At 57.0% G+C, this 23249-nt stretch carries 15 protein-coding genes and 2 pseudogenes; 7 read left to right on the forward strand and 10 right to left on the reverse strand.

Annotated features, from left to right (window positions below; all coding sequences use genetic code 11):
* Positions 1 to 83 precede the first annotated feature (83 nt).
* The 3 genes from P3T21_RS22325 (at position 84) to P3T21_RS22335 (ending at position 3624) form a co-directional block, all read left to right on the forward strand.
* Positions 84 to 1424 (forward strand): MFS transporter, encoded by a 1341-nt coding sequence (locus P3T21_RS22325; RefSeq protein ID WP_429258116.1) that lies wholly within the window; start codon positions 84 to 86, stop codon positions 1422 to 1424.
* Between the two features lie 46 nt (positions 1425 to 1470).
* On the forward strand, positions 1471 to 1893 hold the full coding sequence (locus P3T21_RS22330) for an NAD(P)-binding domain-containing protein (protein ID WP_429258117.1): 423 nt from the start codon (positions 1471 to 1473) through the stop codon (positions 1891 to 1893).
* 906 nt (positions 1894 to 2799) lie between these two features.
* Positions 2800 to 3624 (forward strand): IclR family transcriptional regulator, encoded by an 825-nt coding sequence (locus P3T21_RS22335; protein WP_429258118.1) that lies wholly within the window; start codon positions 2800 to 2802, stop codon positions 3622 to 3624.
* Between the two features lie 1203 nt (positions 3625 to 4827).
* Here the strand turns inward: P3T21_RS22335 and P3T21_RS22340 are convergent.
* The 4 genes and pseudogenes from P3T21_RS22340 to egtB form a co-directional block, all read right to left on the reverse strand.
* The gene (locus tag P3T21_RS22340; RefSeq protein WP_429258119.1) at positions 4828 to 5490 is read right to left on the reverse strand and encodes a gamma-glutamylcyclotransferase; all 663 of its coding nucleotides are present in this window, start codon (positions 5488 to 5490) and stop codon (positions 4828 to 4830) included.
* A gap of 474 nt (positions 5491 to 5964) precedes the next feature.
* Positions 5965 to 7221: an NADP-dependent isocitrate dehydrogenase gene (gene icd, locus P3T21_RS22345; protein WP_429258120.1), complete on the reverse strand. Its 1257-nt coding sequence runs from the start codon at positions 7219 to 7221 to the stop codon at positions 5965 to 5967.
* 181 nt (positions 7222 to 7402) lie between these two features.
* Positions 7403 to 8296, reverse strand: a complete 894-nt coding sequence (gene egtD / locus P3T21_RS22350) for an L-histidine N(alpha)-methyltransferase (protein ID WP_429258178.1) — start codon at positions 8294 to 8296, stop codon at positions 7403 to 7405.
* Positions 8297 to 8344: 48 nt separating this feature from the next.
* Positions 8345 to 9553 (reverse strand): annotated as a pseudogene (gene egtB / locus P3T21_RS22355) (ergothioneine biosynthesis protein EgtB); the annotation flags it as partial.
* Positions 9554 to 9950: 397 nt separating this feature from the next.
* Here egtB and gcvA point away from each other — a divergent pair.
* The 3 genes from gcvA to P3T21_RS22370 all read left to right on the forward strand — a co-directional run bounded on the left by gcvA (position 9951) and on the right by P3T21_RS22370 (position 14214).
* A complete protein-coding gene (gene gcvA, locus P3T21_RS22360; protein ID WP_429258121.1) occupies positions 9951 to 10982 on the forward strand; it encodes a transcriptional regulator GcvA in 1032 nt (343 codons plus the stop codon).
* Positions 10983 to 11610: 628 nt separating this feature from the next.
* A complete protein-coding gene (locus P3T21_RS22365) occupies positions 11611 to 13746 on the forward strand; it encodes a CoA transferase (protein WP_429258122.1) in 2136 nt (711 codons plus the stop codon).
* 24 nt (positions 13747 to 13770) lie between these two features.
* Positions 13771 to 14214, forward strand: a complete 444-nt coding sequence (locus tag P3T21_RS22370) for a PaaI family thioesterase (protein ID WP_429258123.1) — start codon at positions 13771 to 13773, stop codon at positions 14212 to 14214.
* Between the two features lie 95 nt (positions 14215 to 14309).
* Here the strand turns inward: P3T21_RS22370 and P3T21_RS22375 are convergent.
* From P3T21_RS22375 to P3T21_RS22400, 6 genes and pseudogenes are all read right to left on the reverse strand, one after another.
* Positions 14310 to 14442 (reverse strand): annotated as a pseudogene (locus P3T21_RS22375) (MerR family DNA-binding transcriptional regulator); the annotation flags it as partial.
* Between the two features lie 263 nt (positions 14443 to 14705).
* Positions 14706 to 15344, reverse strand: a complete 639-nt coding sequence (locus tag P3T21_RS22380) for a flavin reductase family protein (protein WP_429258124.1) — start codon at positions 15342 to 15344, stop codon at positions 14706 to 14708.
* 200 nt (positions 15345 to 15544) lie between these two features.
* Positions 15545 to 16549 (reverse strand): PDR/VanB family oxidoreductase, encoded by a 1005-nt coding sequence (locus P3T21_RS22385; protein WP_429258125.1) that lies wholly within the window; start codon positions 16547 to 16549, stop codon positions 15545 to 15547.
* Between the two features lie 35 nt (positions 16550 to 16584).
* Positions 16585 to 17760: a cytochrome P450 gene (locus P3T21_RS22390; protein WP_429258126.1), complete on the reverse strand. Its 1176-nt coding sequence runs from the start codon at positions 17758 to 17760 to the stop codon at positions 16585 to 16587.
* A gap of 722 nt (positions 17761 to 18482) precedes the next feature.
* Positions 18483 to 20165: an MFS transporter gene (locus tag P3T21_RS22395; protein ID WP_429258127.1), complete on the reverse strand. Its 1683-nt coding sequence runs from the start codon at positions 20163 to 20165 to the stop codon at positions 18483 to 18485.
* Between the two features lie 48 nt (positions 20166 to 20213).
* Positions 20214 to 20651, reverse strand: a complete 438-nt coding sequence (locus P3T21_RS22400; RefSeq protein WP_429258128.1) for a hypothetical protein — start codon at positions 20649 to 20651, stop codon at positions 20214 to 20216.
* 900 nt (positions 20652 to 21551) lie between these two features.
* Between P3T21_RS22400 and P3T21_RS22405 the strand changes: the two genes are divergently transcribed.
* On the forward strand, positions 21552 to 23189 hold the full coding sequence (locus P3T21_RS22405; RefSeq protein ID WP_429258129.1) for a GMC family oxidoreductase: 1638 nt from the start codon (positions 21552 to 21554) through the stop codon (positions 23187 to 23189).
* Positions 23190 to 23249 lie beyond the last annotated feature (60 nt).

Raw genomic sequence — 23249 nt, forward strand, 5'->3', positions numbered from 1 at the left:
CTGGCGTCAGTGACGACGTCAGCGTGTGCCCTTGCCGAGAGGCATGTCGGGGCTCTTTAAAATAACTATCAGGAGACGAGATCATGCCAGTAAGTCATAGCGTCAGCGTGGTATCCGCACCAGGGGACAATATACAGATCGCCGCCCGCAGGCCGGCGATGCTCAAGATTATTGTGGCGAGTTTTTCCGGTACGACGCTTGAGTACTATGATTTTTTTATCTACGGAACGATGGCAGCGCTGGTATTCAAGCAGTTGTTCTTTCCCAGCTATAGCCCGCTGGTAGGAACACTTGCCGCATTTGCCACTTTCGCTGTCGGTTTCTTTTCGCGCCCGCTTGGCAGTGTTCTGTTTGGATATTGGGGCGACAAGCTGGGGCGTCGGCGTACGCTGATCATCTCGCTACTGTTGATGGGTGCCTCGACCGTCGCCATCGGTCTGCTGCCAACCTTCGGATCGATCGGTGTGTTTGCGCCGATTCTGCTTGTAGCATTGCGTTTGCTGCAGGGGCTTGCGATGGGGGGAGAGTGGGGCGGCGCGGCGTTGATGCTGGTCGAAAACAGCCCTCCAGAGCGCAAGGGGCTGATTGGAAGCGCGGTGCAGATGGGGGCCCCCGGTGGCCTGATTCTGGCCTCGGGCGTGACCACGATCAGCGGTTGGGTCTCGGGAAGCGAGTTTTTGATTTGGGGGTGGCGCATTCCCTTTCTCGCAAGTCTGGTTCTGCTCCTCATCGCCTTCTGGATCCGAATGGGCATCGACGAGACGCGGGAGTTCGAGGCTCTGCAGGCCAGCCAGAAGAAGATGGAGCCGAAGGTGCCGATCGTCGATGTGTTCAGGCGTAACTGGAAAGATCTGTTCCTGGCTTTCGGCATGGCCGCACCGAGCAATTCAGTGTTTTATATTGCAACCATCTACACCTTGTCGTATTCATCGAGCCATCTGGGCATGAGCCGGGGCACCGTACTCAACGCCTTGTTGCTTGCCTCAACGATCCCTCTGATCACAATCCCGATGTTCGGCTGGATCAGCGATCGAGTTGGTCACTGGCGCATGGTTGCCTTTGGTTCCCTGAGTTCCTTTGTATCCTCCTTCCTGTATTTCCATATGCTGGATAGGGCGTCGATGGGTTGGACTTTAGGTGCGATGGCGATCCTGCTGGCGATCAACCATGCCTCCTTGCAGGCGCCGCAGGCTGCCCTGTTTTCGTCTCGCTTCGACGTGTCGGTACGCTACACCGGTATCAGTTTGAGCCAGTCGATTCCGACCACCATCATTGGCGGCACTATTCCGTTTCTAGCAACGCTGTTGTTTTCCCTATCCGGTGGCACTACATTGATCGCGGCCTATATGGCGGCGTTGGGCGTATTTGGCTTCGTCTGCGCATGGCTATGCGCTCCTCGACGCGTGGCATCCTCGCGCGAATGAATGCTGGACAACGGATCGGTCGACACATGGTGAGAGGAGGCTGGAAGTGAGTGAAGCAATTGGTTTTGTCGGATTGGGGATGATGGGTGCGTCCATCACGGATCGACTGATGGCGGCCGGATATGAGGTGATTGTGTACGATCGCTCGGCCGAGCGCGCGCGCTTTGTCATAGCCTCGGTGCCCGATGCAGAGGCCAGCAGGGACGTGACCGTAGGGGGGGAAGGGATCATACACGGACAGGCAGTGAGCTATTACATCGAAACGTCGACCATCGGTCCAGGCGCGTGTCGCGAGATCGCTGCTCAACTGCAGGAACGCCCCATCGAGTTCGTCGACGCGCCGGTCAGTGGCGGACCCCGTGGCATCACCAGAGGCAACTTGTTTGCGAGACCTGTAGTAATTGCAACAGGCCGGATGAGTGCAATCGTTAGTACTCTTCGACCGTTAAATCAAAACCTCGGTGTTTAATTTGATATGTAATCCTATTTAAATATGACGAATTGAGACAGATAGATTGTCGCTCCCATCTATTCACGCGTTGCGCGCGCTACCACTCGCCAGTGGAGACGGCGTTGGTTTGAATGACTGGAACGGTGCCGAGCGATGGCTGACCGATTTCGACGTCCCTCCATACACGTAAGCCTTCCGGGAAATCGACGTAGCCGAGGGCAAATAGCGTCTCGCATGATTCTATCTTGAGCAGCGCGTTAAGTAACGTGTAACGCGCACGGCGTAACGCACGTGTCCTGTCAATTCTGGAACGGCAATGCGTCGATGTGACGTCCGTCCCCGGCGCACGACTCGCATAAGGAAACTTCATCCCGCCCCGGTGGCATCTTGTGGATCGTTACGAATGCCATATATGGAATGACATTCCATATATGGAAATAATAGGATATCGCCCACGTGGTTGGCAAGAAGATTTGTGTTTGCGGCGAGCGTAGCTGCCGTCGGGCCGGGTTTGTTGACGCTCGCGGAGGAGGCGGAAGTTGGCTTGCGCCACACGGAGCGGCTTGCGCATGATCCAGCCGCAAGCTATATTTGTTCCGTTGACCGGAAATTAAATCTGGTAAATGAAATACTTGGGACCCGAAAATTTGACAGATTGCTTGGCTGGCTACGCCATTCCGTAGCGCACTGCTTGCGTCCATAAATTGCGTCTTCTAGCGAGTGCAACCATTCAGCAGGGGTGTGGGGCCGATTCAAAACTCGAGACTGCCGGGAACGGTGGCCATAGGTCAGGTTTTGCGGTCTAGGATTGTTGATAGAATCTGTGTGCAGCGACACCAGTGCCTGCGGGCATTATGCGGCGCGTCGAGTATTCTGTGACGTAATGTGCGTGATCTGGCGCAGTACCTTCTAGGTGGTAACGATTTGAACGCGACAAAGAAAAAAACCTCCCTGGCTTCCGTCGTCGAGCCGGCCACAGCAACGACGGGCACCGTGAGTCGTGCCGTGCAGTTGCTCACCCTGCTTGCCGATTCTCCAGGTACGATGGCTGTCAAACAAGTGGCGGAACAAATGCAATTGGCGCCATCTACGGCTCATCGGTTGCTTCAGTTGCTACGTAAGGAAGGGTTTGTCGAGGCCGCAGCGGAGGGGCACAAATATTCAATCGGGCCTCAGTTTTACCGGGTCGCGGCGCGCGTCATGTCACTCGTGCGCGCTCCCGATATCGCACTGCCGATGATTCAGGAGGTTGCTGATACATTCGATGAGGCAGTCGTGTTCGGGTTGTATCTTCCGGAGCAGGGTGCCGTTAGCTTTGTCGCTCGGGCGGACGGCAAGCAAATGCTCAAATATCAAATCGACATGTTCGAGCCTCTGTCGCTGGTTTGGGGCGCATCGGGAAAAGCAATTCTCGCGTATCTGCCCACCGATGTCGTGCAAACGGTGCTTGCAAACGAAGGGCCGTCACCAGCGTGCGGGGCCGCGTTGCCCTCCAGGCGAGCGCTAACCGCTGAGCTGAATACCATTCGGGCGCAGGGCTATGCCGTCAGTACCGGCGAGAAGTTACCTGATGCACGTGGGATCGCTGCGCCGGTATTTGGCCCGCGCGGCATTCTGGGCTGCATCTGCCTGACGTCGCCCAAGTCGCGCTTGCCGCATGGGAATATCGAAGCGATTGGACGCGAAGTGGCGAGGCGTGCGACGACGTTGTCCCGGGCATTGGGGGCTTCCGGCGACATGACCGGGTGACGGTCCTAACGGTCTGCCGGGCATAGCACGGCCAGTGCGACCATGCGATCTTCTTGTGTGGGCGATTGCCTGCCAGTCGCTTTGAGGTAACTTCCGGGCGCCGTGACGGTGGGCCGCGCTGGCGAGAGCGCATCGCTGCATAACGGGGAGAACCCTGAAAGTCGCGCACAGCCGTGGGCTTTATACCGTTCGGAAGCCCGATGCCTCACCCGTTCCCTTTGTTAGCTCGCGAGATAAACCCAGCAGCATGGCGCGAGCTCGCAAAGGGTCGCTGTAGAGGGCGCTTGTCGACGCCATCGGTTTCGCCCACCGTATGTCTGGTGGCACACCTGCAGCACTTCTCGCCAAGCGCGCGACCGGACCCTTGAGGACGCCATTGGCCAGCCACGCCAAGCCATTCCGTCTACGGTCGTCGTATCGCGGATCGACTGTCGTTTTCCCAATGAAATCCCTATTGGCGTGGTGGATGAATTTCTGTCGGTAGCTGGGACTTCAGCGGCAGTACCGCTTCGCTATTGGCGATTGATCGCAGCCCCTGCCAGTCAACCACACAGTAATGACGTCTGGCCTCAAGCAACTGAACAGGAGTTTTCGCCCCACGCGAAGGCGTGCGAGCAAGCGAAAGAAGAGATTGCGTTTCATAGGTAGGACGGCGTCCCATTGAGGGCTTGCGTCAGGACTTCAGGCGCGCTGGCTGGCGGCGAATTGAGCCGTTTCTCAGAAGAGGTCTCACCGGCCTTCACCGCACACGCCGAATGGTCCACAGTCGAACTCCAACGAAGGAAAACATCGAGCGGATTGCAGATCCGCACATAATAAAAAACAGCTCAACTATGCTCAATATCGGCGTGACGGACTCCTTCTTTAGCTTTCGCTTAATTTTCACCAAGCCGGTGCGGTCGTGCCACAGAGGAGGGCGAGAAACGCATGAGTGGGCACGCACCACTCATCTCTTACGTTCAAGTTGTGGAACTGCATACAAAGGTGTGATATGCGTGCAATGGCCCGCCACTCGGGAGCGGCTTGCCGCAATTGCTTCATCGGTAGAATGAGCGACGTTGCGGCGGATGGGCTCACAATAGAAGGAAAGGGGAACTTGCTAAGAAGAAATCGTCAGCGCAGCTTGTAGCGCTCAAGTGAGCCATGGCGGGAAATTGCAAACGTTCAAAATTTGCCGCGCATCGGAGCATAGCCCCGGTGCAATCAGGTGCTGGTTGAGAGGCGGTCCAATTCGGTCGCAAGTTGGTCGATGTACGGATCTTTAATATCGCAGTTGAGCAAGGCTGACTGCAACCGGCGAACGTAGTCTACGTTGCTCCCCAATAGACCCGACGCCGCTGCCACGAACGGTGCAATGTGCAAAACCTGCGTATTTGATTCGTAGAACGGATGCGCCGGATTTGCGACAAAGGCCAGTGCTTTTAGTAACCTTCCGTTGTCAAGTGCGACGTCTGCCCAAGTTGGCGTATATGCGCCAGTTAACATCTCGCGAGTCCAGACTAACCGGAGTTCTTCATCCAGATTAGCCGCAGGAAGTCGCAGCGCGACCCCGCGAGTAGATCCTCCTGGCTCCAGCGACAGCATTCTTCCCGGTGTTTCCCTAGTCCCTCGGCCCGCAATCACACGCAAGCAGAAACTTCGCTGCCATCCTTGCAGCGTGGCGATTTCCCGGGCGTCGTATTCGAACAGTGGATTCCAGATTAGCGACCCGTAACCGAAGAGCCAAACCTCACCATTGGCCGGTCGGGACTTTAGCGTTTCACTCAGAGATTGATCTATCTGCTCCTGGGTCCAGAGGACCTCACTTAGACAGTCGGCAAAGGACCGGAGGTAGGTTCCGGACAGAATCGACTTTCTCGTCATCATTTCTGACCTCGGTTTTCTGGATTTACATCGTTCTACTCGAGCCACACGCCTAACCGTCAACTGCAGCATGCGACGTGCAGAGGTTATCCGCCGTAGAGTAGGGAAGTATGGGCTTCATGGCGAACAGAAGCGCTTCGACAAGTCTCAAATCAAAAAACTTCCGTCGCCAGAGCCTGTACGCAAGGATGAAACTGGACCTCAAGGAGCACGCGCGTTCAATTGAATCGGACCCTGCGTGACACTGTAATCCCGGCGACCCAACGTTTGAGTGTCCGTATCAGCCTTCTGGAACACTTTGTTTATCGAACACTCTATGCAAAGCGCGCGGCAGCGGCGGGTAACCTGGCACATAGCATCAGCAGTTTCCTCTTCCAGTCAGTGATTCGAAGTGGCTATGCACATCGGTGCATAGCGTCAAAGCGCTGCACGGATTGGATTGCTTTCGCTCGGGTCCCCTTGCCCAATAAGGTGGTATTACATATTTCCGATCATGGTCTCGCCGAAGCCCGAGCACGAAACTTGTGCCGCGCCTTGCATCAGCCGCGCGAAGTCATACGTAACTCGCTTCTGTAGGATCGACTTTTCCATCGACTTGATGATCAGATCGGCTGCTTCGGTCCAGCCGAGGTGGCGCAGCATCATCTCCGCCGAGAGGATTGCCGAACCCGGGTTCACGTAGTCCTTGCCCGCGTACTTTGGCGCAGTGCCGTGCGTGGCTTCGAACATCGCGACCGAATCCGACATGTTCGCTCCCGGCGCAATGCCGATACCGCCAACCTGTGCCGCCAGCGCGTCTGAAATGTAGTCACCGTTCAGGTTCAGCGTGGCAATCACGTCATACTCGGATGGGCGCAGCAGAATCTGCTGCAGGAACGCGTCGGCGATCACGTCCTTCACCACGATGTCGCCACCCGTTTTCGGATTCTTGATCTTCATCCACGGGCCGCCGTCGATCAGCTCAGCGCTGAATTCGTTTTGCGCCAACGAATAGCCGTAGTCACGGAATGCGCCTTCCGTGAACTTCATGATGTTGCCCTTGTGTACCAGCGTGACTGAGCGGCGATCGTGATCGATCGCGTACTGTATTGCCTTGCGCACCAGACGCTCCGTGCCTTCACGCGACACAGGCTTGATACCGATACCCGAAGCTTCCGGGAACCGGATCTTCTTCACGCCCATTTCTTCCTGCAGGAACTTGATGACCTTCTTCGCCTGTTCCGATTCCGCCGCCCATTCGATGCCGGCGTAGATATCCTCCGAGTTCTCGCGGAAGATCACCATGTTGGTCTTCTCAGGTTCACGCATCGGCGAAGGCACGCCCTTGAAGTACTGCACCGGGCGCAGGCAAACGTACAGATCGAGTTCCTGACGCAGCGCGACATTCAGCGAACGGATCCCGCCACCGACCGGCGTGGTCAGCGGCCCCTTGATCGAGACGACGTATTCCTTCAGCACCGCCAGCGTTTCTTCCGGGAGCCAGACGTCCGGGCCGTACACCTTGGTCGACTTCTCGCCCGCATAGACTTCCATCCAGTGGATTCTCTTCTTGCCCGCGTAGGCCTTCTCAACCGCCGCATCGACCACTTTGAGCATGACCGGCGTGATGTCGACACCTGTGCCGTCGCCTTCGATATACGGAACGATGGGCCGGTCGGGAACATCGAGCGAAAAATCGGCGTTGACGGTGATCTTGTCACCACCGATTGGAACCTTGATGTGCTGATACGGCATTGGGAACTCCGAAAGCGTTATGTGGGAGACGGCTCGCTTTGGTTCATTCTTCGAACCGCTCTGCGATCGGAATCCCTTCGCCGCGGATGCGACGAAGGGGCTCGACGCTAGCTTGCGGCAGCGCGTAAGCGACTCGGCGTGCTTTGTGTGGCGTCTACCGAGCCTGATCTTGAAATTCGGCCTACATCAACACGAATACCCCGAACTCGGGTGCATCGCTGGTCCACGTTCGTCCGGCTGTCCAGCCGGCATCGGAGGCAAGGCTGGCGAAGGAGTCGGTGGTGAACTTGTGTGAGTTCTCCGTGTGCAAAAACTCGCCTTTTTTGAACGCGAACGTTTTGCCAGCAGCATTGACTACCTGGTCGGCGCGACTGACCAGGTTCATTTCAATTCGACGTTGCTCACGATTCCAGACGGCGAGATGGTCGAAGGCGTCCAGGTTGAAGTCGCCGAGGAGCTCGCGATTGATCCGGGTCAGGAGGTTCTTGTTGAAACTGGCGGTGACGCCTGCCGCGTCGTTGTAGGCGGCAAGGAGCGTAGCTTCGTCCTTGACCAGATCTGCGCCTACTATCATCAAGGCGTCGTCGCCCAACAGGCGGCGGGCCGTTCGAAGAAACGCTACGGCCTGATCGCGCGTGAAATTGCCTATTGTCGACCCCGGAAAGAAGCCGACTTTGGGGCGGTCCTGTGCGATCGGCGGCAGCGTCATGGCGCGCGTGAAGTCGTCCACCGAAGGTGCGACGATCAGGTTAGGATAGTTTTGGTTAAGGCGCGCAACAGCTGCGGCCAGCGCATCCGCGCTAATGTCAATGGGGACGTAAGCACTAATCTGCGGTGCCGAGTCGAGGATTAGTTGTGTTTTCTCGCTCGCTCCGCTGCCAAACTCGACCAATACAGCGTCGGACGGTATCAGTCCAACAATCTGCCCCATTATCTGCTGAAGCAGTGCCGTCTCGGTACGTGTTGGATAGTATTCTGGCGTCCGGCAGATTTCTTCGAATAACGCCGAACCGGCAGCGTCGTAAAAGTATTTCGGCGACAGTGTCTTGTGTTTGACAGACAAGCCAGCAACCACTTCGGCGGCAAATCCCTCAAACCCAGCAAATGGACCCTTGACGTCGGATGCGTCGCGAGCCAGACGAACGCCGGAAAACATCCACCGCTGGTGCGGATAGAAGAAGTTTCGGTATGTATCCCGCGAGTGGCCCGCAGGTGTCACGCTTGCTCCGCCGCGCAGTACCATCTGATTGGCCATGAATTTGCCGTTGTACTCTCCAACCGCATCAGCCGACGCCCGGAAACCGGGATACGGGCTATAGGCGCTTTGCGTCCATTGCCACGCTACGTCGTCCACCTGTTCCAGGAGACCGTTGCGTGCGCCGATTTCCCATTCTGCCTCGGTCGGCAGGCGTGCGCCGGCCCATTGTGCATACGCGGTAGCTTCGTAGTAGCTGACGTGAGTAACGGGGGCTGCCTCGTCAATGGGGCGCATCCCCGCCAATGTCATACATGACCAGCCTCCCTTCACGCGCTCCCAGTAGAGTGGGGATTCCCACGACTCGGCTTGCGCCCGTGCCCATCCGTCTGAAAGCCAAAGATCCGGGCGCCTGTAACCATCAGCGTTCATGAAAGCAAGCCACTCGCCATTGGTGACGAGGCGATCTGCTATCTCGAACGATTCGGTCCACACCCGGTGTTTTGGTCGCTCATTGTCAAAGGCGAATTCGGTTGGATCCGACGCGTTTCCAATCTCGGTCAAACCACCTTGCGCTCGCAGGAAGCGGCCCGTTCGACCCGCAGAGTCGGGCGCCCAGCTTGAGTCGTAAGGTGGTTTAAGTGGCGACTGTGCGAATAGATGCAAAACATCCATAAGCAACAATTCCTGGTGTTGTTCTTCGTGCGCGATTCCGAGTCGAACCAGGGATTCGACCTCTGGCGACAGGCCGGAGCGCAGCAACACGCGCATATGGCTATCGACATAGTACCGATAGCCCATTACGTCTTCAACCGACGGACGGGTCATTAGTCCGCGTGCGGGCCTAGGTTGCCGAGGTCCTAATGACTCATAGTATGAGTTGAAGAGATAGCCATAGATTGGATCGTAGACTTTATAGATTTCCGATCCATTCATGAGCAGAAATGTTTCGAAAAACCATGTCGTATGTGCCAGATGCCATTTCGCAGGACTCGCGTCCGGCATGGACTGAACCACCATATCTTCATTTTCCAGCGTTGCGACGAGGCTCTCAGTTCGGTCGCGCAACTGCAGGTATTGCTGGAGTAAATCGTCGCGGCCGACGGGATTCAGCCGCTCACTCATGTTCGGATTCATGGAAAAATTTCCTGATGACGGGCGCAACGGAGAGCGCCGGGAGCCGCACTCCCGGTTACAGGAGAACGCAGCAGATGTGTCGCCGGTCGCCTTGCTCTAGTTGCTTTCAGTCCGGACGGAAAGGTGAAAAAATAGGCACGGGCGAAGCCGTGCCTGCGACGAAACGGGCAGACAGGGAGGAGTACCCCTTCAATCGCGAAACAGCGGCCACCCAAGCGGTGCACCTATTTGCCAAAGGGCATTATTTCTGACGTTGCGCAGTGCAGTAGACACTATCGAATGGTAGCCAGATTGGCTATCCGGATATAGTTGGGTCTGACGAAAACAGAACTCAGCCTAGACGAACAATGGGCGGCCCGTCGCAGCGTGGGCTACGAGATCGTCCGAATGGGCCGGCATGGTAATCGATGTGATACTGTCTACTGTTCCGACCGCCAGAGCGAGGAAAACCTTGAGTCGAGGTTTCGGGGAACTCGCGGTCACCGTTGACTGGATCTCAAACATAACAACATATTATGAAATGACGCGGCTTCCACCTTTAAATCCTCTTCGCGCATTCGAGGCGGCAGCCCGTCTGAAGAGTATCCGCAAAGCTGCCGAAGAATTGTCTGTGACTTCCGGTGCTGTCAGCCGCCAGGTCCAGCTGCTCGAGGACCACCTTGGACTGAAGTTGTTCCGGCGTGAACCGCGGGCTGTCCTTCTAACGGCCGCAGGTGAGCAATACTTTTCTGCGATTACGGTACATTTTGAGGGGATCCGCGAAGCGACCGAGAAGCTCACCGGGGCGCGCGGCCCTGAAGTCTTGAAGATCCGTGCCTACACCACGTTTGCCATGAAATGGCTTATCCCGCGTCTGTCGAGTTTCCAATCGCTCCACCCGCACATGGAAGTGAGGATCACTACTTCGCTGGAGGAGGTGGATTTCGAACACGAGGATATAGATGGCGCGATTCGCCTCGGGGACGGTAAATGGCCTAATTACGAGATGGACAGACTTGTTGACAATGAACTGTCCCCTATGTGTACACCAAGCTATCGGGATCGCATGAACTTTCGAAGCGGAGCGGATTTAAAGAATTTGTCGCTGCTCCATTCCCTTGCGCGCCCGGATGATTGGATGCTCTGGTTGAAGGCCGCCGGGGTGGATGGAATCGACCCTTATGCCGGACAGAAATATGCGAGTTCCGTGCTGGCCTACCAGGCAGCACTTGAAGGGCAGGGCGTCGTGATGGCGCAACGGGTCTTGGTCGCGGACGACCTTGCGGCTGGGCGATTGATTGAACCGCTTGACACCGTGCTCGATCGAGGAGAGTTCACCTATTACCTGGTGTACCCAAGGAATCGCTCACGCAACCCAGCTTTCCGTCAATTCAGGGCCTGGCTGATAGAGCAGGCACAGACGCCGTCGTCACAAATGACACGGGATTGATTCGCACGTAGGTGGCAGATGCTTGCGGATTCGATCCCGATCCCGACGCATTCAATGGCCGGTGATTCGCGCATCACTACAACGCAAGCGCCCAGGTCTGGTTGTCTGCCGTCCTCGGTCTCCATGTCATCATCGCAGCTCACTAACCACGCTTCGTTCCTCGGCGCTCCGATACGCGGCATCGGCGAACGCATTGTCCCGTCCTTTCGATGGGCCATTGCGGCGGCCGCCGCGTGGATATTCGTCCTTACGTCGATGGCAGTTAGCATCTGACCGCGCTGCGTCTCATGCACTCTTTGTCTTGCGCGTTTCCCGATCGCGCACACCGCATTCTGCCTCATGGAATTCGACGCCGGAGCCGCCATGGTGCTTGCCGCGGTCATCGCTCTCAACACCGAATTGTTGTCCCCGCAGCGATTCAGGGTTGGCTGATCCCGCTGAGGATAAGCCAATCCAATACATGGGCGAAGCGCCATACGCCAGCTGCTTACTTGGTTTGACAAAAACTCACGCGAGCACGCTATAAAAGTCGTTTGTCTGACGATGGCGCAGTCGGTACGCTTAATGTCTTGGGGTGGTGGACTCGAAGCCTGTAGCCCTGCCGTGCAGATGATTTTGTGGAGTGGGAATGGAGCGGACGAGCGGTATGCTGAGCGGTATTCGTGCATTGGCGTGGGGTGGACGGAGGTCCGTCGACCTGTGCATAGAGATGCTAGCTGCCAGCGGCGCACAAATTACGATCGCCGACGCGGGGGATGTAGTGCCATTCGATGGCTTTGACGTCGTCGTAACTGCTTCGGACGTTGCCCCGAAAGCGGCACGAGATGCCCTGGGCAGATTGCGCGCCGAATCGCATCTGATTGTGTGTGACATTACTGCAATGGGAGTGATGGGCGCACGGTCGGGCATGCCGTTTTCGGATGCGGAGGTGCAAGCAATCACGGGGCTGATGGATACCACAGGCTTTTCGGCGGGGCCTCCGGTGCATATTGGCGTTCCTATTACCGAAATCTCCGCCGGCATGTATGCTGCCACAGCCATTGTTGCCGCGTTGCGCGTGCGGAGTATGCGTGGCGTCTGCCAGAATATCGACGTCTCGCTGTTTGGCTGCGCCGCAAGTGCGTTGACCACGTTTCTGCCCAAAGCTTTCGCACAAGACCGAGTTGGCCGTGTCGGAAACAGGCATCCAGCATGCGCACCGTGGAACGCCTACGCCACTCGCGACGGCTGGATATTGATCTGCACAAGCACAGAAGAGCAGTGGCGGCGTTTGCGCGATGCGATCGGTGACACGGAACTTGAAGAATCCGTCTTCGATCGATTGCCGGACAGATTGCGACATGTTGACAGGCTCGATACGAGAGTTGAAGCCTGGACTCGCACCCTGTCGACGCAGGAATGTTCTGCGCTTTGCGAAGGGATTGGCATTGCTGCTGGTCCGATCCTAACCATCGAAGATTTACAGCACGAGCCGAACTTTCGATTGCGCCATCCGTTGCTGGCCAGCCAGTTAGCTAAGGCGCCAGTGGAGCCGCGTACTTACGCTGCGATGGTTCCCTTCGCCATTCATCCGCTAGGGGCGTCAGCCGCAACTCCCAGCGGGACTATCGATGGGGCACTCGGGCAGGTTCTCCCCGATACGGAGCGGCGTTCAGGCGGTGCGCCGCTGGCTGGAATCCGGGTAATTGAAATTGGTCAATACACGACAGCGCCTTTGGTTGGCAAGCACCTAGCCGCTCTGGGCGCGGAAGTAATCAAGGTTGAGCCGCCTGACGGTGAGGCTGCTCGCACCTGGCCACCGGGGCAAAACGGCCTCAGTTATTTCTTCGCGCTTAATAATACCGACAAGCGGGCCATTTCACTCGACCTGAAGGAGGAGGGCGACCTCGCGCGACTTCGCTCGTTGATTCGGACGGCAGATCTGCTGATCGAGAATTTGCGCCCTGGTGCCCTCGCAAAGCTCGGGCTCGATCGTGACTCGCTCGCCGGCCTCAATCCAGACCTTATATATTGCTCGATTTCCGGCTTTGGATTGACGTCAGCCTATCCAACCCGACCGGCCTTCGATACGGTTATTCAGGCAATGGGGGGATTGATGGCTCGTACCCGCAGCGATGATGTCCCGGTCAAGGTTGGTGCTTCAGCTGCAGACGTGCTCGGCGGGCAGGCGGCTTTGTTCGCAATTCTCGCAGCTATCGTTGATCCGTCGCGGCGCGCCGGCACTTGCGTAGAAGTGGCAATGCAAGATGTAGCGGTATGGAGCTCGCTATTCGCTGCGGGTAACGCTGAGGCGGCCGGTGAGACAATCGCTTGTCTTGACGGGCACGTTTGGCTCAGTCATCCGGATCAAGGCGCCAGTATCTTAAGCGATGTACTGAAAGAGAGGTGCGTGGCTAGTACGCGGGAACAGGCCATCGAAACGCTGACTGAGCTCGGGCGGCGCGCTGTGCCGGTGGTCCGTGTAGATGAGTTGCTCGACAATCCTGATTTCTCGATCGACGTGTTGACTGCGGGACGTGACGATGATGGTCGGTTCTGGCCTTTGCTCAATGTGCCATATCGTCTGGCAAGAACGCCGGCGACGGTACGCACGGTGCCAAGTATCCAGGAGCGGGCCCCCCAAGCCGTCGACGACGATGAAATCAGCGAACTGATCCGGCCGGACGGCACTTCGGCGGAGTCCCCCGCCTGGCCACGTTGGCACTCACCGTTCGACGCGCAAACCAAGCAATCAGCGTTGTACAACTCACCGTCGACGCGTTGACGGCCGCGATTTTGGACGCACACCATGACTGAATATATTGCAGACGGCAAAGCGAAGGCGCCCGACCTTGACAATCCCCTGTTGGAGCACCTTGGCGTTCGCTTGCTCGAATGGACCCCCGGTCACTGCGCGCTAGCGCTCGATATCGAGTCACGACACCTGAATCGGCAAGCAAGTTTGCAAGGAGGGGTGATCGCGACCTTACTGGATTCGGCCTGCGGATACGCTGGCCTCAAGATATCGGCCGACGCGGCTGTGAGCAATGCCGTCACGGTGATGCTGACCGTCAGCTACCTGAGCGGCGTCCAGCAGGGGCGGCTGACAGCCGAAGGGCGCGTGACGCGGGCGGGGCACCGACTGTATTTTGCGAGTGGTCAACTACTGGCAGAAGACGGCCGGCTGATCGCCACCGCGCAGGGCACTTTCAAACGCGCTTCGCCTCTCGTTTCCCGTGCCGATGGACTGTGAGTTCGTTGCTTATGGCCTCCCTTGGGGTGCCTTCCGGGAAACTGATCTTTACTGACCCGCGGCACTACCGGCCTAGGGTGGCGCGTACCGTGTCGACGCTGGTATCGTCGATGGGCCGCCGACAGTCCGGCCGAACGGCATCAACAGGCCCTGTCGATGCCAGCGCCGCAGCGTGCCTACCGCTACGCCCAGTTCTGCCGCCGTCTCGCCAATCGATAAAAGTCGCATCCGATATCTCCACAAAGATACCGGGTGTAGAACTCGTTTTTAAGCGCGATGATCAGGTTTGAGCAGACTCAGCACTTACTGCTACAAACCCTTCCAGTATCGATGGCCTCGCGGTGGAGCACCGGTTCTGCCGAGAGGCTAGCGCCATGAGCGGGCACGTAGAATGCGTTGACATAACTTCGGCCCCGTGTGCTCGTCGAAGACGGCGGGCATCACGGGTATTGGTATATGGTGTTGCCGGCATCAAAGCGGTCGGCAGAGTTCTACACACTCACAATATCCGCAGTACGGCAATAGTTACGGCCCGCAATGCGGCCGAGCGGCCGCAGTGCGTCGTGGATCACTCGATGTCCTTCGAGCACTCCCTCGGCGCAGTGGACTCGCACCACTTCACCAACCACCAGCGTAGTCTTCGAGTGGCCATCGCCAAACGGCACCGTGCGATGAAGACGACACTCAAATTGAATTTGGGATTCAGCGATGCGAGACGGCTTCACCAGATCAGAAGGCAGGGTGTGGAAGCCAACCGTGTCCACTTCGCTCACGTCAGGCGGAAATGGATGGGCGCACTCCTGGACCTGCAGCGCCATCGATTCCGAGACGCTATTGATAACGAATTCCTCATTAGCAAGGATGTTGCGGACCGTATCTTTGTACGCGCCAGGAGCGGCCGCGAAAACCTGCCGCTCAGTCGCGTCATGCGCGACTATGCCCAGGAGAGGCGGGGTTACCGAAATGATTACGAATTGGCTGAACGGCGCGGCGTTCAACACTCCGGTCTCGCTCAACGTCGTCACCAGAGCGATCGGGCGCGGCACCACCGACCCGGTCAGAAATTTATAGCGACTGTCTTCGCTAAATGTGTCGAGATCGACACTGTCGTAACCGCGTGTTGCTGTCATGGTTTTACTCAAAAGATGAGATTGAAAAAGGGGGGGACTGTGCGACGCCTGTGAATCGCCTGAGTTTCGGCTGCGTGTGTGGGCTCTTGGGCAGGCGGCTATCCGAGGGTGCCAGCAACCAGAATCCGGGATGTCAGAGCGGGTAGGGGTAGCAAAAAATTCAGTTCTTTCTCGGTCATGCGGACACTTTTTCTGTGCGTTCAGAGGTCAAGCACGAGCAAGTCTGATTTTGCACGTGAACAGCAGGGAGTGAACTGATCATTGCGTGCCTTCTCATCGTCCGTGAAGTACATGTCACGGTGATCGATTTCTCCCTCAAGCACGCGTGTGATACATGTCCCGCACACACCCGACTCACACGACATAGGAATCTCAATCCCGCTGGCCAGCAGTGCCGCAGTCACCGATTGATCTCTTGTCACCGGAATTAATTTACCGGTACTAGCAATCTTTACGTGAAAGCTCACGTTGGCGGAAGCGTCAACCTCTTTGCCGGTGAAGTATTCAAAATGGACGTTGGAATCCGCCCAACCGTTGGCCTTGGCGGTGGAGATCACGAGGTCGAGAAATCCGCTCGGTCCACAGACATACAGGTGAGTTTGGGAGTCTGGCGTTGCGAGTAGCGCCGGAATATCAACCTTCTGCTGAGGGCCTCCGTCGTCGTAGTGGAAGTGCACCTTGTCCGCAAAGACGCTATCCAGGATGCGCTCGCGAAACGCTGTCCGTGTCTGCGAACGCGTGCAGTAATGCATCTCAAAGTTAGCCCCAGCCTCAGCGAGTTGCGCCGCCATGCAGAGGATCGGTGTGACGCCGATTCCGCCGGCAAGCAAAAGGCTGTGCTTAACGCCGTGCACTAATGGAAAGTGATTGCGCGGTTCACCGATCCGTATCACGCTCCCTTCGGATACATGGTCGTGCAAGCGGGCCGACCCGCCTCGAGTGTTGGGATCCCGTAGAATGCCGATGAGATACCGGTGTCGCTCCTTAGCGTCGTTGCACAGAGAGTACTGGCGCACGACACCCGGGCCGACTTCGACATCAATGTGCGACCCCGCACTGAAATTCGGCAGCGGGCCACCCGAGAGGTCGACAAGTTCGAACGTGCAAATATCTTGCGCTTCGAAGGTCTTGCGCGCTACGCGCACCTCCATCATCGTCCTCGTTGTCATAGCTTCATCGGAGTTGGAGAGGGTACGGGCTAGCATGGTTGCACGCTCCCGACGAAATCGTGGCTCATCGCTCAGTGCACCGTGACGGGGAGGGAGGACAAACCGCGAAGGACGTTGTTGACACTGTACCTAGGTTCGCCAACAAGCTCGAAGCGCTTGATCTTCGGAATCAAGGCCTTCAGCAAACAGCCGATTTCGAGTTGCGCCAGGTGCATGCCTGCACATTGATGGACTCCATGGCCGAAGCCCAAATGATCACTCACGTTCCGGCGTACGTCGAACCGCTCCGGATCCTGAAATTTGCGCTCGTCGTGGTTGGCCGACGAAAACATCATCAGCGCTCGTGTGTTGGCTTTCAGAGTGATACCGTCGACTTCGACGTCGCGGACGACCATTCGAGAGAATTGCCTGATCGGCGAGTCGATGCGGACGGCTTCATTGATCGCATTGCGAATCAATGAAGGGTCGTTACGTACCATTTCGTATTGCTCGGGAGACCGTGCAAAATTGAGTATCAGAGTTGACGTGACATTGATGGTCGTGTCCAGCGACGGAAAAATATAGTCCATCAGCAGATGACCAGCGTTCTCCCGCGAAATTTCCCCGCTATCCATAGCCTGAAAAATTCCATCACCCCAACTGCCTGGTCTCACAGCCCGAGTAGCGACGCAGTGATTGATATACGCTACCGCTTCGCCAATTCTTTCCTGTGCGGCATGCGCGCGGTCGTTCATCGGGCCGACCGCATCGAACGCGGCAGCTGCCCACTCAAGCATATGATCGCGACCCTCATCGGACAGGCCAACGAATTCGGTGACCAACGACATCGGCAGGTGATGAGCCAGATCTGTGACACCATCGAAGCTGCGGCGCGTTATCAACTGATCCGACAGGGTGTCAGCAGTCGCCTGAACCCGCTCGGTGATGGCGATAAGCGCGCCTGGCAGCATCGGCTTACCCATGATTTTGCGCAGCTTGGTGTGCAGTTCGCCGTCGGCAGTCACCGCGTTACCGCGCATGATCGTGTTGAATTTGTCATTCAGAGCAACGCCTTGACCCGAGACGAATACATCCGTATTCCGTAGACATTCCTTTACCTCCTTGTAGCGGGGGATTGCCCACGCTACATGCCGCGGAAGCCATACTGCAGCACCGAGATCCCGCAACTTCTTGAAGTGAGGAAAAGGGTTCAGGTGGACTTCGTCGCTATAAAGATCGGCGTCGTAAGTTGGATTGGCGTTGTTCACAGTTTTGCCTCCGTGTAAATTGCTCGGAATTTTAGAGCTTGTTTTGTAACGAGTCTCCGGGTTTCGGGGACTCCTGACAACGGAAATTTATACGTCGACAGTTGAGAAAAAGTCACGAACTGCAGATCCCTTGCTACCGGCTGGAAACGGGGCGCCGACGGTTGGGGCCTTGATGTCTCGGTGAGGGCCTTAACATTGGCTAGACGCGATTAATGAGCCTACGAAAAGTCGCCGGCCACACCCTCTAAAGTCCCATCGACCATCGGGCAAACCGCGCAGCCCACTGATTGCTTCGTTTGACCAACCCGGCCGTTGATGTCGGCCTATTAGACCAATCAGCCCACGGGCACCAGCGGTGTTGCGATGCCGCTCGGGCACGTAATAAAGGCCATGATTGCTCAAAATGGTAAGAAGATTGCCAATGCCAGCAGACCGTGCCTCTCCCCGGCAGTGGCCTTCGGCGGGGCGTCTGTCGGCCTGCTGATCGTATGGCAAGCAGGCCCCCTCGCTGCGGGACCAGCTGTCGAGCACGACGCATACATGGATGAGGGTCGTCGGGACGAGTGGTGAATTGAAATCGGATTTGCAGCGATCGTTCCCGACAACAAACATAGTCGAACTATCTCTACGTTTCTCGTTCGACTGGAAAGTGCGCGTGCCCGTACGTCTGGCTCTGTCGGTCAGGCGTTGCGCAGGCAACGGGAGTGCGCACCTGATCTGGCTTACTTTTTCCCGATTGAATGCAGGTCGATCCCCCTTGATTCTTTGACGACGAACAAAACCATAAAGAATGACAGTGCAGCGAGGGAGATGGGATAAAACAGTCCCGACAGCGGGTGGCCAGTGGCTGCGGCGATTGCGAACGAAATGGCTGGCAGGAAGCCGCCAAACACTGCGGTGCCAAGGTGGAACGGGAACGACATGGCGGTATATCGCAGGCGTGATGGGAACAGTTCCACCAGCATGGTGGATGCCGATGCAAAGGTCATGGTCGCGAAGAAGAGGAGGATTGCAAGCATCAGGGCAGCCATCGGCCAGTTGGGTGCCGGTGTAGCCTGGAGTTTAAGCGCAGCTTCCCTGTTCGCCAATGCGTCTTTCAGTTGTGCGTCGAAGCGCTTTGCTTCCGCGCCCGCATCCGAGGCCGTTGCGTCGTAACTTTGGATCGTCTGGGTGCCGATTTTGATGGTGGCAGTCGCGCCGGTCGCGGCTGTTTCATTGCTATAAGCCAGTCCAGCACGAGTGAGCTTTGCCTTGGCGATATCACACGAATTGGTAAAGTTCGCAGTCCCCGTCGGGTTGAACTGAATCGAGCATCGTGCCGGATCGGCCACGACGACAATCGGCACGCCTTGCTGAGCCGCTTCGAGCACGGGATTGGCATAGTGCGTGAGCAAACCGAAGACTGGATAGGTGAATACCGCGCTAAGCAGCACGCCTGTGAGGTAGACTGGCTTGCGTCCAACACGGTCGGACAGCCAGCCGAAGAAAACGTACAGCGGCGCCGTCAGGACCGTGACTGTGATGACAAGGATATTGACCGTCACGTCTTCGACCTTGAGCGTCTTGCTCAGAAAAAACAACGTGTAGAACTGCGCGGTGTATTGCACCACCACCTGTCCCGGCACTATGCCAATCAGAGCGATCAATACGAGTCGCAGGTTTTGCCATTGGCCGAAAGTCTCGCGAATCGGCGCTTTCGACAGGCTACCCTCTGACTTCATACGCTCGAACGCCGGCGATTCGCTCAGCTTCAGGCGAATCCAGACCGAGATCAATAGCAAAAGAATCGACATGAGGTAGGGAATTCTCCAGCCCCATTCGGCAAAAGCCCGAGGGCCTAGCGCATAGCGGGTCGGCAAGACCACCGCCAGGGAAAGCAGCAGTCCCAGCGAGCCGGTCAGGTTAATCCATGAGGTCCATTGTCCCCGTGAGCGCGTCGGAGCATGTTCGGCGATGTAGATCATGGCTCCGCTGAATTCGCCGCCGAGCGCCAGTCCCTGCAATAGGCGCATTGTGATGAATAGGATTGGGGCGGTGATCCCGATACTCGCGTAAGTGGGCACCAGGCCGATTACGAAGGTACATGCGCCCATTAGCACAACCGTGACGAGGAAGGTGCGCTTGCGGCCGATGAGGTCGCCGATGCGGCCGAACACCAGTGCTCCAAAAGGGCGCAGCACGAAGCCGGCGGCAAAACCCAACAACGTGCTGATGTAGGCGATAGTTGGGTCTAGGCCGGAGAAAAAATTCTTGGCTAATTCAGCGGCGAGCGCGCCTACAAGAAAAAAATCATAGAGTTCAAATATCGTGCCCAGCGACGACGCGAAGATCACCATTCGCTCGTCCTTTAATATGGTTGTTGCGGGTCGGGCTCCGTCGACGGTGCCCGTTACTGTGTTCGTCATACTGTCTCCATTGATGTTTTAGATTGATGCAGCATGCTCTCTGCGACTTCACTCCCGCATTCTTTGAGATCGCGGGGGTTCGCCGCGGGATTCGGTCAACGCGTGGTCGATCAAAACCGTCGCGAGATTTCGCACGAGCGACGGCGTGCGTTCGCTCTGTACGAAAAGTGGTATCCGGACACGCTTGCCGGCCCCTGTAACCTGGCTTGTGTTTCCAGCAAAAGTACGCCAGCCGTCAATTCGATCTGTAGACTCGCGCATCAATCCCCAAGCCACTTCAGTCGATGGGCTGCTTGAGTGATATGTTGTTGCCTTTTCAGCGACTTTCTTGATCATTCGCGCGGTGAGGGGCCCATTGGCAGCTATTGTCTCGACCATGCTTTTCACTGCGCTTAGCAGTCGCTCGACCAGCACGCCATCGGAAACTAGTGCGACGTGCTCGGCGTACAAGGCGTCTGTCTTTAAGGCAGTTAACTGCATCTTCATTGCCAACGCGTTTGGCACGGCGCACAAACGCCTGAGTTCCGCACACAACAGGTTTGCTGAACGTCTCACAATTGCCACGATTGCCCATCTGGAAGACATCGTGGATGTCCGGATACGTCCGCATCAGTTTCAGCCTCCGCAGGAACATTGCCGGCCTTACGTTGACCGAGCTGTGCAGTGCAATCGGGTCTACGACCATACGAAATTCGGCACCCCGCCAATCGACGTCGGTCATTGGTACTTGCGCTTACGTGTTGCGAATTCCATCGCTGCGATTTCTCACTGCAACGCCGGCCAACGACTCACTCGTCGGACCGTGTTTGTAGACGGGATTGCGATTGGTATAAAAAATTCGGCACGGGGCGTTATCTGCATTCAGCTTCGCAATGGGCGACGAGGCGCTATCGCCTTCGGAAGTCGAGGGCCCAAACCACGCCCAACCTACATCGCGCTAACTAAGCCCTTGCGGCCATGGCGTGAACTCTAGGACCTAACCTCGATGGCCCACAAGCGAGATTTTCTAGAACCTTGCTTGACTTATTCTCAAGCTTAAAACGCGTCTACATAGACGTGGCCAATCGTGGAGTACGGGTATCGGACAGAAGCCGCAACGAAGAGGCCTACTTGGAAATGCTCGAGGCGCTAGTACGATAGGGATTTCCCGGGAGGTGTCATCGCAACGGTCCCGGTCAAGCATCGGCCAGTCGCGTGGATCGGCTTGGACTAGAAAATGTCAAGCGAACACGCAGAAAATGTCATTTGTCTAAAAAGCAACTCGGCTTTAACGTGTGGCCGTATAACAAAGCGCCTGTGCGGCGGCCCGGCCTGTACCAAATGAGGCATTGGTCTGTTATGACACGAGGAACCCATGGGGACGAATAGGCAAAAGGCCGGAATGCGATGAGTGTAGTTGAACCCAATACTGATGGTGCACCCGAGCGGTTTGACTACATTATCGTTGGTGCAGGATCTGCTGGATGTGTACTTGCCAACCGGCTGTCAGCTGATTCAGCGTGCAAGGTGTTGCTGCTGGAGGCTGGCCCGGACGTGGAAACCTTCTGGGTTCGTGCTCCGGCCGGATTGCCGTTTTTGTTCCAGAACTCAAGTGTGAACTGGAAATCCTCCAGTGAACCCGTGGCGGACTTGGATGGCCGTGAGATCTATTGGCCGCGAGGCAAGATCGTGGGTGGTTCAAGTGCCATTAATGGTATGCAGCATGTGCGTGGAAACGCTCGCGACTACGACGATTGGGCCGCTGCGGGCAATCACGGATGGGCTTACGCCGACATACTGCCGTACTTCAAGCGTATGGAGAACAATCTGGATGGCGGCGATGATTGGCGCGGCGTCGGCGGCCCTCTTCAAATTTCCCGTGGTGCCTACAAGCATCCGGTCACGCAACAATTCATCGAAGCCGCAGCCGGGTTGGGAGTTCCCCTCAACCCGGATTTCAACGGAAAGCAGCAAGAAGGCGTGGGTTACAGTCAGCACACCATAGCGCGCGGCATCCGCTGCTCCGCCGCTCGTGCCTACCTGGGTCCGGCACGTACGAGGCCAAATCTGGTGGTGCGCGATCGTTGCCTGGCGCATCGCCTGCTGTTAATCCGCAATGAAGTGATTGGTGTGCTGTATGAGCGTGACGGTGCCTTGTTTCGTGCCTTTGCAGCGCGCGAGACGGTGATTAGCTGCGGCGCCGTTGGGAGCCCGCAACTGCTCATGCTGTCTGGTATTGGGCCAACCGAAGAGCTGCGCGCACGCGGGCTGTCGGTTCAGGCAGACTTGCCTGGCGTCGGCAAGAATCTGCAGGATCACTTGGCCGTCAACGTCGGTTACGAAGTCAAATCGGGTATGTCAATGAATGCGACGCTCTCGGGCTGGCGCAAGTACCTGCGCGGCGTGCAGTATTTGGTGACTCGTGGCGGCCCGCTAGCAATGGGCACTTCCCACGCACTAGCGTTCGTGCGTAGCCGCTCCGACCTCGACAGGCCAGACATGCAGATCAGTTTCCGGCCGTGGAGCTTTACTTTCGAGAGCACCAAGCTGCGTGTGCATCCGTTCCCAGGCATACAGATCGCCTCAATGCAGTTGCGCCCTCGCTCGCGGGGCTCGGTTGGACTGAGCGGCGCGTCTGCGCGCGAAGTGCCTGCGATTCGTCCGAACTATCTGAGCGACCCGCATGACGTGCAGTGCGCATTGCATGCTTTACAGTTCGCCCGCGATATTGCACGTACTGCACCCTTGCGCGATTCCATCGTGCGCGAGAACTTGCCTGACACCGGCGAGCGTACCGAAGAGCAAGCCATCGAGTTTCTGAGACGCACCGCCCAGTCGCTATATCACCCAGTAGGCACGTGCAAAATGGGATGCGATGCGGATGCAGTTGTTGACAGTCGCTTGCGTGTGCGCGGCATACGACGGCTGCGCGTCGTCGACGCTTCTATCATGCCGACTCTTGTCGGCGGCAACACTAACGGGCCGACCATAATGATCGCAGAGAAAGCGGCGGATATGATCCGCGAAGATGAACTGGCCGCCTAATTGGATTCTGAACACGGAGATTTAGATCGTGAGACATGAGCAACACGTCATTGATGGTGT

Source organism: Paraburkholderia sp. GAS334 (assembly GCF_050436625.1).
Lineage (GTDB): Bacteria > Pseudomonadota > Gammaproteobacteria > Burkholderiales > Burkholderiaceae > Paraburkholderia.